Genomic DNA, 12,746 nt, shown 5'->3' on the forward strand with positions numbered 1-12,746 from the left:
CGTGGTTAGCCCTCCAGCTCAATGCGCGTTAAGTTATCACGCAAAATATCACCGAATTCATATTTGCCAGGAGATACAAAGGTGCATAGTGCCAAATCTTCTTCGTCCAGTTCAAGCACACCCAAATCTACGGCGCTAATGATGTCTTCGACGATCAATGCACGTAGTAATTGAGTTGGTAGGTAATCTTGTGGCATGACTTCTTCATAGACACCGATTGGTACCATCGCTCGCGGTGAGCCGTTACTTGTCGTAGTAAAGTCGTATTTTTTGCCACCAAAGAACTGCGAAATATAGATAGGCAGTTTTGAGAAGCGGTTTTTACCTGGAGTAAAGAAGTGGAACGCAGGACGCTCACGGCCTTCAGTCAATACGCTGATCTGATTGTGAAAACGACCCAGATAGGCGATGTTTTCAAACACTTTGCGACCGGACAATACTGAACCTGAAATGATACGATTCTCGCCAGCAGCCAGTTTACCTTTGGTTAATGCAGTGATATCAGCACCGCGTTCGGTCATAACCAAATGCGGGTTAGTGACAGCAGGACCTGCTAAGCTCACCATGCGGCGTGTATATAGACGGCCTGTCGTGAACAATTTACCGATGGCAATCACGTCTTGATAACCAATCGTCCATACGGTCACACCGCGGCTGATAGGATGCAAGAAATGAATATGCGTACCGGCAAGACCAGCTGGATGCTTACCAGCAAAACCATGATACTCAGTGACGTTATTCGCTGTAGTTTTTGCAACTGGCGTCAGTTGAGTATCGCCATGATGGCAGACAAAGGTCTTTGGACTAAGCGTAGATAATACAGCAAGTCCATCATTGAACGCTTGTAGCTGCTCATTGATCACAAGCATCGGGTCAAAGGCAAGTGGATTGGTATCCATTGCTGTGACAAAGATAGCATGTGGACGAGCGCCGATTTCGGGTGCGCGGCTATAAGGACGTGTGCGAAACGCCGTCCATTCGCCAGAGGCAATCAGTTGGGTTTCAACGACTTCAGAGTCTAGGTCAGCAAGCTGCTGTGAGTCATAGCGCTCAAAGTCTACTTCTTCACCATTTGGGTCGACCGCAATCACAAGACTCTCAAACACTCGACGTTCGCCACGTTTAACAGCGACGACCTTACCGGCAGCAGGAGCAGTGTAGATCACGCCAACACGTTTTTTGTCTTCATAAACGGGCTGACCTTTGGCTACAATGTCACCTTCTTTGACATTCATAGTGGGCTTCATGCCCACATAATCATAGCCAACAAGTGCTACATGTGTCGGTTGGTGCTCAGATATCTCGCGGGAGGGTTCACCAGTGATGGGCAAATCCAAACCTTTTTTGATGGTAATCATAAGCGAAAACTTAGTCCATAGTCTAAAACGATACCAGACGTCCTGTTTGGTATATCGGTAGCATGAACATTTGTATCACTCAACAAAGCCCTCAATCGTCTATTTCCTTTATAGTGAAATAGGGATGAAAGCTCTGTGAAGACAATACATGATCATAACTACTAGTAAGAGTATTAACGCTGACCTTAGACTCCTTAACAACACGTTAATGTCTTATTCGAATTACCAAAGTGGCGACTGGCTACCAAGGTGTATGCTAAAACCGTTTCATCGAAATCAATCGCTACAGCACATGGCTAAAAGAGACTGGTTTAAATACAAATGGCTTTATCACACGTTTCATTGAAATTTAAAACTTGTAACACCAGCATGTTTGACCATCTCTCGTTTACTAATATCGTCTAAAGATATTCGATAGAATAAGAGTGTGGCCAAATAACGATCTATTAAGGTAGATGATATACTGGGTAAAAGACAAACTAGCTAAGCAACTGATAAGCAAGCCTCGCTTATTATAAGCTGCTATAGTTTTAATCGTAACGGTTTTAATATAGTTAGCTAGTGATAGGGACTTGCAAGACATCTAATTGAGGTTAAATACCGCAGAATCGATGGTTTAGAGACTATTGGTTGAGATTTTTTCAGATAGTCCTTTTTAGCAATTTTTTAGCCAATATTTTATTGGCGTATTGAGCGATTGCTCGATCCATCCTGATCACCATGCTGTATTAGTGAGTTGTAACAACTCAACAAAAAGCGTAACACATGGTTACTATCACATAGAAACAAATAAAAATTTACCTAGGATTATACGCTAAATTGACCTAAAATTGCCAGTTAGTAATAGAATTTAACGATTGTTGGTAGTGATTCTACGTACTAAAACTTATGGTTATGATTGTCTAGTTTCTGTCTTTCTTATTTGTATTCAAACAGATTGCTAACTTAGCGATGTCTTGGTTTTCGATCTGTCCATAATTTATGCTACTTTTAAGCAGCGTTTTCTCTCGTTATTTGACGCTTCAATAACGTTTCATTCTCAAAATTTTCATTTACTAAATTTATTGCCAATCTTGTGCTTTATAAGGAATGCTATATGTGTGCTGTGCCTGTCATTATCCCGGCTATTGATTTAAAAGATGGTAAGTGTGTACGTTTAAAACAAGGCCGTATGGAAGATGATACGGTGTTCTCTGATGACCCAGTTGCCATGGCAGCGCGTTGGGTAGATGAAGGCGCGCGTCGCTTACATTTGGTCGATTTGAATGGTGCTTTTGATGGCGTGCCAGTACATAGACAAGTGGTCAATGATATCACCAAAGCTTATCCGAACCTGCCTATTCAACTGGGTGGCGGTGTACGCAACATGAACACTATCGAGCAATATATTACCGCAGGTTTGACGTATATCATTATCGGTACAAAAGCCGTTGAAGATCCTAATTTTGTCGCGGAAGCTTGCCGCGAATTTGCAGGACATATCATCGTCGGTATCGATGCCAAAGACGGTATGGTAGCCACTCATGGCTGGGCAAACGTGACAGATACCAAAGCGACCGAGCTTGCTAAGCGCTTTGCAGACGTTGGCGTGTCATCAATTGTTTATACTGACATCGCCCGCGATGGCATGATGCAAGGCGTCAACGTTGAACAAACCGTTAATCTGGCGCGTGAAGGCGGACTACCTGTGATTGCATCAGGTGGTGTTACCGATATGAAAGATATTGAACTGCTAAAGCCTTACGGTGACTGTATCGAAGGTATCATTACCGGTCGCGCTATCTATGAAGGCACATTGAACTTGAGCGCAGCGCAGCTTTACTTAGATAGCTAAATAAAGCCAGGCAGCTAAAATCAGACAGCTAATTATCAGCAACAAGCTAAGCGAGAAAAATCCGTAAAAAATAAAGGATGTTTATGGCCACTTACATTGACCGTTCAATAGTACGCAGTTCTATAAAAGCGTGGGGTCAAATAGTGTTGCTACTAAGCATCCTTTTTGCTTTTTCAGCGCATGCTGCCAGTGAAGAAATTTCTGGTATCGCAGCAGCATTAGGCGTAGAGACGACCGAAGGTATAGAGACAACAGAGGAAAGCGTATCTAACGATGATTCTGCTATATCAGGAAATGAGACATTAACAGGTGATACCACAGAACCTGCTAGCTCATTGCCAACGCCTGCTCCACCGCCAGTAATCAGTGGCGAAAGCACTAATAATGCTCAAATCGAGACCACGCCCACACCGCAAAAAGACAACGACATTCGTCAACGTATCAGCGGTATTTTCTCTGAAATCGAAGGTTTACAAGCCGTCAATGTTAGTGTCACCCAAGGGGTCGTTACCCTAACGGGAGAGACAGCCAACGAAAAAAAAGCACAACAAGCGATTAACCTAACCAACCGACTAACAGATGTCGTCACTGTAGAAGACAGAATTAACCGCACGCTAGATGTTCAAGAAAATGTCTCAACGGTCTATCAAGGTTTAAAAGCGCAGGTGACCAATCTAGTGAAGGCGCTACCACTACTATTAGTTGGCATCGTTATATTTGCTTTGGTGGCATGGTTTGGCAGCTGGGTATCTAATCGCAAAAAGATGTGGCAACGTCTAACACCCAATCCATTTGTCGCTGAGCTACTGTCACAAACGGTCAAAGTTATCTTTATTATCTTTGGTCTGATTCTAGGACTAAGTCTGATAGGGGCAGAGACTATTTTAGGTACATTGCTTGGTGGGGCAGGTGTCATTGGTATTGCGGTTGGTTTCGCAGTCAAAGACACTATCGAAAATTATATCGCTTCACTAATGCTGAGCATTCGCCAACCTTTTCGTGCTCGTGATCATATCGTGATTAATGGACAAGAGGGCATCGTGGTTCGTTTGACCTCACGTGCAACAATACTGATGACATTGGATGGTAATCAGCTGCGCATTCCTAATGCTGAAGTTTTTAAAGGTACAATTCTAAATTACACCAAAAACCCTGAGCGCCGATTTGCTTTTGAATTGGGCGTTGATGCCAATGATGACCCACTAGCAGCAATCAAAGTCGGATTGGATGCGATACATACGCTGGCGTTTGTGTTGAATGAACCAAAGGCGATTGCCGTCATTACCAATGTGGGTGATTCTAATATTGTTTTGGAATTTCAGGTTTGGGTAGATCAATCAGAGACTGACTTTGCCAAAGCACGCAGTATCGCCATTCGTGAGACCAAGCATGCACTAGAAGATAAAGGCTTTAGCTTACCTGAACCTATTTATCGTCTGCGCTTTAACAATAAGTTAGAAAAAGCCTTTGAACATATGCAGAACAGTGCCAACAATGCTAATAATGTTCAATCTGATATAACGATTACGCCGACGATTCCTGAATCTGCTGAAACAAATCAGGTCAGCGAGAGTCATACGGATGACCAAGATAAAAAACAAGCCAAGGCTCGAGCCAAAACCATTCTGCAAGGTCGCAGTGCTAATGATGTTCTCGATGCCCGTCCTGACGATAAGCTGATGGAAAAAGTCGAGCAAGAGATTGCTCAAAGCTCAGATGAGACGGATTTATTGAATAATAATAGTCCTCAAGAATAGGTATTAGACGTTAAATAAAATTTAGGCATAAAAAGTGCAACAGAATCTATATTTGGTGGTTATTCAAATACGGGGCTTTTTATGGAAATGAAACACGTCATTATCTTTGCAGTAATTGGTATTGTGGCATTGCTTGGCTTTAACATTATCAATGGTAATAGTCGCGAAAAAAATAGAGAGATCGCAGCCAGTAGCGTAGCGGCTGAACAGCCTGATTCTACAGTAGTTACCTCTGATACAGATATTATTAGCCAGCCACTTAGTCAACAGCCGAAAGCTATCGTAGATAGTGCTACTAGCAAAATTGACCAAGCACAGCAAGCCGAACAAGACCGTGTAGGGCAATTGGACAATGCGCAATAGGCACAATAAATAGCTATATCATTGATGATTGAAAAGTACACAGCATAAAAAAGGCTAACGATTACGTTAGCCTTTTTTATTGTATTACAACATCAGTATCTAAGTATCAGTCTAAGCTTAGCTTTTTTTGGCAGCGCCTCTGCGGTTGCTGCTTCTTTTCGCTGGGGTTTTCTTAGGCTGTTCTTTCTTCGGTTGACCTTTTTTGCTTTGGTTCATTGCACTAGATTGCAATTTAGCCTTCAAATCAAAATCAATTTGTAGCAGGTCCATGTTGACACCCGCAACCTTCACCTTAACTGAATCGCCCAGTCCAAATAGCGTGCCTTTATCCTTACCGATAAGCTGCTGTTGCTGCTCATCGTAGACAAAGAAGTCATCGCCAACGTTTGAAATATGAACCAAACCGTCGATATATAAGTCAGTCAATGTGACGAATAGACCAAAGCTAGTAACCGTAGTCACAACGCCTTCAAACTCTTCACCGACATGATCGGTCATATAGTGACACTTGAGCCAAGATTCTACATAACGTGATGCTTTTTCTGCACGGCGTTCTGTATCTGACGTTTGTGTACCAGCACCTTCAAGAGAAAAGTCCATAACAGGCTGTGGGCTGTTGGTAACTTTTGCCTTAATCGCACGATGCAGCATCAAATCTGGATAACGGCGAATTGGCGAGGTAAAGTGGCTATATTCATCATATGCTAAGCCAAAGTGACCAATATTGTCAGGTGCATAGTTTGCTTGCATCATTGAACGCAGCAGCATGCTATGAATACTGATGGCATCTGGTCTATCTTTAGTCGCTTCGATAATGCGCTGATAATCCGCTTGAGTTGGATTCTCTTCTGGGAATGGTAAGCCAAAGTTTTTTGCATACTCATGAATACGCATCGACTTCTCATTATCAGGCTTATCATGGTTACGATATAAAACTGGTAACTCATGCTTAAGCGCGAAGTTTGCAGCACAAGTATTTGCAAGAAGCATACACTCTTCGATTAGCTTTTGAGAGTCGCCACGAGTGCGCGGTAAAATCGCTTCGATTCCGCCTTTCTCATTGAACTTGATATACGTCTCAACCGTTTCAAATTCCATTGCATGACGTTCTTCACGCTTTTTAAGCAGTAGCTCATACAGCTGATGTAAGGTATCAACAGACTTTTTAACGTCTTTATTACCTGTCAGTGATTTAGGTAATCTCTTATCATTCGGATTCACAAGATAATCATTTACTTGATTATAAGTTAGACGTGCTTGTGAGTGCATCACTGACGGATAGAACTCATATCCAGTCACTTTACCGGCGCGCGATATCTTAATATCAGCAACCATACATAAGCGATCTAGATTAGGATTAAGTGAACATAGACCGTTAGATAACACTTCAGGCAACATTGGAATCACGCGATGCGGGAAGTATACTGAAGTACCACGCTCATAGGCATCTTGGTCAAGTGGTGAATTCGGTGTCACATAATAGCTGACATCCGCAATCGCAACCACGACACGGTAGTTACCACCAGAACGCTTTTCAGCAAATACAGCATCGTCAAAGTCACGAGCATCTTCGCCATCGATAGTGACAAGCGGTAGATGACGTATATCTGTACGACCTTTTATGTCTTTCTCAGTTGGCTCTTGATAATCATCAGCTTGCTTAAGCGCAGCTTCACTAAAATCTGATGGAATATCATAGTTGAGCAGGGTAGTCTCAATAATCAATTCACGATCATTGTCATCAGACAGCACTTCAGTGATTTTTCCAGTGGCAAATTCATGCTGGTTTGGCCAGTCAATGATATCGACTTTGACAGGAGCGCCTTGCTTAATATTTAGCGCCTGAACATTGTCATCAGTAACCGTAATCGGTTGATGATTGTTTGGGCTACCAAGCTCAACACAATAGCCGTCTTCATCACGAGCAAGTGTACCGATAAAGTTGTTTTGACGACGTTCGACAACATCAACGATACGCCCTTCGGTACGTCCGCGATTGTCTGTCGAGGTGCCGACGGCTGCTACTGTATCGCCATTGAATACCCAGCGCATTTGTTTTTCATGTAAAAACAAATCTGGCATATCACTTAGTACCACAAATCCAAAACCTTTTGGATGGGCAGAAACTGTACCTGAGACGATATCTTGCTTAGTCACTGTGCGATAGCGATAAGGACGACCATCACGATTCACCTGGCCATCACGCGCCATTGCCTTTAGGCGATTGCCCAAAGCATCAAACTGATCAGGATCATCAATGTTAAAGGCTTTTGCCAACTGTTGATGCGTGACTTCCCCATGTTCATTAATCGTGCTGAGTATCAGCTCACGACTAGGAATCGGGTTATCATATTTTTTTGCCTCACTTGAGGCGTTTGGATCATTCCAACTCATAAATTACCGTATCTATTTTTAAAATTATTAACAGTGGCTATCTTAACACGAACGACGTCGCAATATCTTGCGTCAATTGTCTTATGTGTATTCGGTAGCAGGAAGCGGTCAGTTTTCTGGCGACCGCTATAGGGATAAATCAAATATCGATATCGACATTGCTCGATTGGTTAGTGATTTTTTTACTATCCAACTCTTTTGAGACTTCTAACACCGTAGTCTGATTTGATTTATCCAAGTATTTTTGTGCTTTATCTACTTCAGTGGTCAATGTATTGACCGTTTGCTTCATATTCTCTAGCGCTTTAATTTTGTAATTGCTAATCATATCCATAGTGTCATAGACATTATTGAAGGCATTTTGCAGTTTATCAAGCTCAATACTACTGCTAGTCGCTTGTTCGTGAATCTCACCTGACTGACGCTTGAGCATCGCAGAGGTCGATTCAATCAAACTACTGGTGGTTTTGTTCAACGCAGTGATTTGATCTAATACCAATTTTTGATTGGTCATTGCTTGGGCGACGACAACAGCCGTGCGTAATGCAGACACAGTAGTCGTGGTTGCACGATCGACCCCTTTAATCAGCTCTAAGTTATTGCGGCGAATGGTATCAAGCGCCAAATAGCCTTGTACATTCACTGCTAACTGAGTTAAAAAGTCAGTGTTTTTTTGACGGACATAAAACAACATCTCTTCTTTAATAATGCGAGCTTTTTCTGGATCTGTTGCTTCTATCGCATAAACTTTTTGTTCTAGCTGTTCATCAATCTTTTTGCCAACATAGACATACTGGCGAATAGACTGCATCAGCTCCCACATATTGACTTTTTCTTGCTCAATCATCGCATTGTCTTTGAGCAATTCATCTTTACCATTATAGAGACTGGTAACGACCGCATTGATATGTGATTGTGCTGATTCATATTGGCGGAAATAATCTTGTACTTTGTTGCCGAATGGTATCAGACCGAACAGCTTGCGTGAGCTGGTTAGCTCCTTTTTGCTTGGATCTAAGTCTTCGACAATCCCGCGTAGTTCCGTTAGCGATTTGGCGATAGGAGAGTTGTCGAATAAACTGTCATTCAGACTTTTTGCGGGCAAATCTAACATTCGGTTAGATACTTGTGCAGATTCACGAATCTCTTTGGTACCTAAATTATGAATAGACTGCACGTTCTGTCGAAATTCATCGCTATGCACAGAGTTGGTCAGCACATGATCAACAAAAGCATCAACCTTGGCATCGAGCTCAGGAATTTGGCTTTCATCCAATTTGACCATCTGATCTGCTTCACTTTTCTGTATTTCTTTGACAGGTTCAGGTGCTGTTAGAGAGATACTGGGAGTTGTAGCGTTTTCTGGTGGCGTCAATTCTTGCATGAAATATCCTCTGATATCGGAGAAGGGAAGTGTTTTTTTCAACGACTCTGACAGTCGTGATATACATTGTCTTTATTTATACACTTAGCTTTTATACATTTATAAATTGTTTTTAGCTCGTACTAATTTTTATCAAATGATCATTAGTTACTGCTAAATACTAACTAGTAAATATAACTAGACCTTTAGATTACCGTGTAATCAGAAAGTTGAGAAGGTGGGTTTTGTAAAATAGCGTCAATCAATGATGCTAGGCTATTTATGTTCAATATAGCTGCGTTCATTACTGCCGTTTTTGAGTCCAAATAATAAAAAACCATCAATATCCCGCAGCATATTGATGGTTAGAGTTATAAATAGCTATATAGACTAACAGCCACCACTCAAAGCAATCCAATAAACAGATTACTTTTTCTTAGTGGGTCCAAGCAGCATACCCATCTGACGACCTTCCATCTTAGGGTACTGTTCGACGTTTGAGATATCAGCAGTATCTTCAATGATACGATCAAGTTGTTTGCGACCAATATCTTGGTGCGCCATTTCACGTCCGCGGAAACGGATGCTAATTTTAACTTTGTCTTGATCTTCCAAGAAGCTCACGATTTTTCTCAGTTTAACCTGATAATCGGCCTCTTCGGTACTAGGACGTAGCTTCATCTCTTTAAGCTGAGTCTGCTTTTGGTTTTTCTTAGCTTCTTTAGCCTTTTGCTTTTGATCATAGAGGAAATGCTTATAATCCATGATCTTACATACTGGCGGCTTAGCTTCAGGAACTAATTCGACCAAATCTAGATTTTCATCACGTGCCGCTTTCATCGCGGTTGCGATATCAACCACGCCCATTTGCTCGCCATCTTCTTTAACGAGACGGACTTCTTTGACATTGATATCTTCGTTGATGTTCAAACGGTTGGACTGTTTAATAGGTATTACTCCTCATCTGTTTTTGGGGTCTGTCGGCCTTTTTTACTGACAGCGGTCTGTACTAATGTAATAAATTCAGAAACACTCATCACGCCAAGGTTCTCACCTTCGCGAGTTCGGACGTTGACACTGCCCGATTCGACTTCTTTATCCCCTAATACTAGCATATAGGGAATACGTTCTAATGTTTTCTCTCGTATCTTAAATCCAATCTTTTCGTTACGCAAGTCGCTAATAGCGCGCAAACCTGCATTTTTAAGCTCGCTAACCACGTTTTCACATGCATCAGCTTGTTTATCAGTGATGTTCATGACCACAACTTGCTGCGGTGCTAGCCATACTGGCATCCAACCGGCATAGTTTTCGATCAAAATACCGATGAAACGCTCAAACGACCCTAAGATTGCACGGTGCAACATAATAGGTACTTCACGATCGTTTTGCTCATTGACGAACTCTGCATCTAGTCGTTCAGGCATGTTCGGATCAACCTGAATAGTGCCACACTGCCAAATGCGTCCTAATGAATCCTTTAGACTAAACTCAATCTTTGGACCATAGAATGCACCTTCGCCAGGTAAGTAATCCCAGTCTAGCCCTGAGCTATCAAGCGCATCTGCAAGAGCCTTTTCTGCAAAGTCCCAAGACTCATCACTACCAACACGTTTTTCAGGGCGGGTAGAAAGCTTCATAATGATATTGTCAAAACCAAAATCTTCATAGACAGCAAGCGTTAGCTTAATAAAGTCAGCAACTTCTTGTTGAATCTGTGCCTGCGTACAGAAGATATGGGCATCATCTTGAGTAAAACCACGTACACGCATCAAACCATGCAATGAACCTGATGGCTCATTACGATGACAAGAACCAAATTCAGCCATACGCAGTGGTAAGTCACGATAAGACTTTAAACCTTGATTAAACACTTGCACATGACAAGGGCAGTTCATCGGTTTTACTGCATAATCACGGTTTTCGCTAGAAGTCGTGAACATATTGGTTGCATAGTTGCCCCAATGTCCTGAACGCTCCCACAAGCTGCGATCAACGATTTGAGGTGTCTTAATCTCTTCGTAGCCGTTATCGTATTGTACTTTGCGCATATATTGCTCAAGTACTTGATAAATCGTCCAACCATTAGCATGCCAGAACACCATACCTGGCGCTTGCTCTTGCATATGAAATAGGTTCAGCGCTTTACCGATTTTACGATGGTCACGTTTTTCTGCTTCTTCAATACGCTGGATATAAGCTTTTAGCTGTTTCTTATCAGCCCACGCAGTACCATAGATACGTTGTAACTGCTCATTTTTCGCATCGCCGCGCCAATAAGCACCTGACATTTTGGTCAGTTTAAATACTTTTAAAAAGCGCGTGTTTGGCACATGCGGGCCACGGCACATATCCACGTATTCTTGATGATGATATAGACCAAAGGCTTCTTCACCTGGCATATCATTAATAAGTTTTAGCTTATAGTCTTCGTTACGTGATTCAAATATCTCAATCGCTTCGGCACGTGGCGTCATTTTTTTGATAACGTCATAATCTTGCTTGATCAGCTCCATCATGCGTTTTTCAATCGCTTCCATATGCTCAGGCGTAAATGGTGTTTCACTAAAGATATCGTAATAAAAACCATCATCAATAACAGGACCAATGACCATTTTCACATCAGGATATAGCTGCTTAACAGCGTGACCTAATAGATGAGCGCATGAGTGACGAATAATATCGACACCGTCGTCGTCTTTTGGCGTTACGATTTCAACATTGGCATCAGCGACGATAGGATCATGTGCATCTACCAGATGACCATTTACACGTCCAGCAACCGTCGCTTTAGCGAGTCCTGTCCCAATACTTTGTGCCACTTCCATGACCGTTGTATGACCTTCAAAGTCTTTTACACTACCATCGGGTAAAGTAATCGCTACCATAATCTATTCGCCTATTATTGGGTCCGTTGGCAGTGATGATTGCAACCATCAATCATATAACCGTGAGACCACATCAATTATATCTAATCATTGTGATATGTTGTGAAAGGGACGCATTACCTAGAGTCTTACTATGACTATATATGCTAGAACTGATATAAGGCTCGAAGCCAGTCAATCAATAGCATTACAGCAAAATGCATTTCGCTATAGAAGTAATATAACAGCCAACATATATAAGTAATGCAGCAAAATACCTATTATAGCAAAAACCGTCTCTCAACACTAGATATCAAGGGATTGGGCGACGACTAATATAAGAGCCACATCTTATGACAAAGGTAGTATCAAATACTACACTATATAGGACAATATATTGAAAGCATCATATAACCCTAAATGACTTAGCTCCTATATAGTGCTAATTATGTGAATATCAACATTCAAAAATATAATAGATAATTTGTTTAAGGAAGATACTCAAGAATGACAGGATGGATAAGTCCAGTTATAAGGAACAAATAATCTTACCTTTACTAAAAATTGTTAAATTAAGTCGTATTGCACACTAGTACTTAAGAAGATAAAGAACCCTAAGTTCATAACCCATTGAAAAAAATACAGATTTATTCATCTACTAAAATAAGATTAAAAACATTAATAAAACGGGTTGACACAAAAGTTAAACCGTTTATAATACGCACCTCATCAAGACGAGCTGGAAGTAGCTAGTGTGTAGATTACACATTAATAACCCAGTTAACTTATTGAAACAAATTAAAAAAAGAA

Annotated in this window: 8 protein-coding genes; 3 read left to right on the plus strand and 5 right to left on the minus strand. The window is 41.5% G+C overall.

The window, feature by feature from the left end; genetic code table 11:
- Positions 1–5 precede the first annotated feature (5 nt).
- Positions 6–1,358, minus strand: a complete 1,353-nt coding sequence (locus tag FQV37_RS10395) for a Na(+)-translocating NADH-quinone reductase subunit A (RefSeq protein ID WP_160022851.1) — start codon at positions 1,356–1,358, stop codon at positions 6–8.
- A 1,096-nt stretch (positions 1,359–2,454) separates the two neighbouring features.
- On the opposite strand from FQV37_RS10395, the gene hisA reads away from it, so the two are divergent.
- The 3 genes from hisA (at position 2,455) to FQV37_RS10410 (ending at position 5,312) form a co-directional block, all read left to right on the plus strand.
- On the plus strand, positions 2,455–3,192 hold the full coding sequence (hisA, locus tag FQV37_RS10400) for a 1-(5-phosphoribosyl)-5-[(5-phosphoribosylamino)methylideneamino]imidazole-4-carboxamide isomerase (RefSeq protein ID WP_160022853.1): 738 nt from the start codon (positions 2,455–2,457) through the stop codon (positions 3,190–3,192).
- Between the two features lie 83 nt (positions 3,193–3,275).
- Positions 3,276–4,949, plus strand: a complete 1,674-nt coding sequence (locus FQV37_RS10405) for a mechanosensitive ion channel family protein (protein WP_160022855.1) — start codon at positions 3,276–3,278, stop codon at positions 4,947–4,949.
- 81 nt (positions 4,950–5,030) lie between these two features.
- Positions 5,031–5,312, plus strand: coding sequence for a hypothetical protein (locus FQV37_RS10410; protein WP_160022857.1), 282 nt, complete (start codon positions 5,031–5,033; stop codon positions 5,310–5,312).
- Positions 5,313–5,429: 117 nt separating this feature from the next.
- Here FQV37_RS10410 and rnr read toward each other — a convergent pair whose 3' ends face one another.
- The 4 genes from rnr to thrS form a co-directional block, all read right to left on the minus strand.
- Positions 5,430–7,706 carry a ribonuclease R gene (rnr, locus tag FQV37_RS10415; protein ID WP_101204722.1) on the minus strand — a complete coding sequence of 759 codons (2,277 nt, stop codon included), beginning with the start codon at positions 7,704–7,706 and terminating at the stop codon, positions 5,430–5,432.
- Positions 7,707–7,845: 139 nt separating this feature from the next.
- Positions 7,846–9,090, minus strand: a complete 1,245-nt coding sequence (locus FQV37_RS10420; RefSeq protein ID WP_160022859.1) for a toxic anion resistance protein — start codon at positions 9,088–9,090, stop codon at positions 7,846–7,848.
- Between the two features lie 405 nt (positions 9,091–9,495).
- Positions 9,496–9,999 carry a translation initiation factor IF-3 gene (gene infC, locus FQV37_RS10425; RefSeq protein ID WP_057762155.1) on the minus strand — a complete coding sequence of 168 codons (504 nt, stop codon included), beginning with the start codon at positions 9,997–9,999 and terminating at the stop codon, positions 9,496–9,498.
- Between the two features lie 23 nt (positions 10,000–10,022).
- Positions 10,023–11,957, minus strand: a complete 1,935-nt coding sequence (gene thrS / locus FQV37_RS10430) for a threonine--tRNA ligase (protein WP_102091060.1) — start codon at positions 11,955–11,957, stop codon at positions 10,023–10,025.
- Positions 11,958–12,746: the final 789 nt, after the last annotated feature.

Origin of the sequence: Psychrobacter nivimaris, assembly GCF_009812035.1 — a bacterium.
In the GTDB taxonomy this organism is placed as follows: domain Bacteria; phylum Pseudomonadota; class Gammaproteobacteria; order Pseudomonadales; family Moraxellaceae; genus Psychrobacter; species Psychrobacter nivimaris.

Coding starts and splice junctions, on each gene's coding strand:
- FQV37_RS10395 (WP_160022851.1), bottom strand. CDS start 1,358: ATGATTACCATCAAAAAAGGTTTGGATTTGCCCATCACTGGTGAACCC.
- hisA (WP_160022853.1), top strand. CDS start 2,455: ATGTGTGCTGTGCCTGTCATTATCCCGGCTATTGATTTAAAAGATGGT.
- FQV37_RS10405 (WP_160022855.1), top strand. CDS start 3,276: ATGGCCACTTACATTGACCGTTCAATAGTACGCAGTTCTATAAAAGCG.
- FQV37_RS10410 (WP_160022857.1), top strand. CDS start 5,031: ATGGAAATGAAACACGTCATTATCTTTGCAGTAATTGGTATTGTGGCA.
- rnr (WP_101204722.1), bottom strand. CDS start 7,706: ATGAGTTGGAATGATCCAAACGCCTCAAGTGAGGCAAAAAAATATGAT.
- FQV37_RS10420 (WP_160022859.1), bottom strand. CDS start 9,090: ATGCAAGAATTGACGCCACCAGAAAACGCTACAACTCCCAGTATCTCT.
- thrS (WP_102091060.1), bottom strand. CDS start 11,957: ATGGTAGCGATTACTTTACCCGATGGTAGTGTAAAAGACTTTGAAGGT.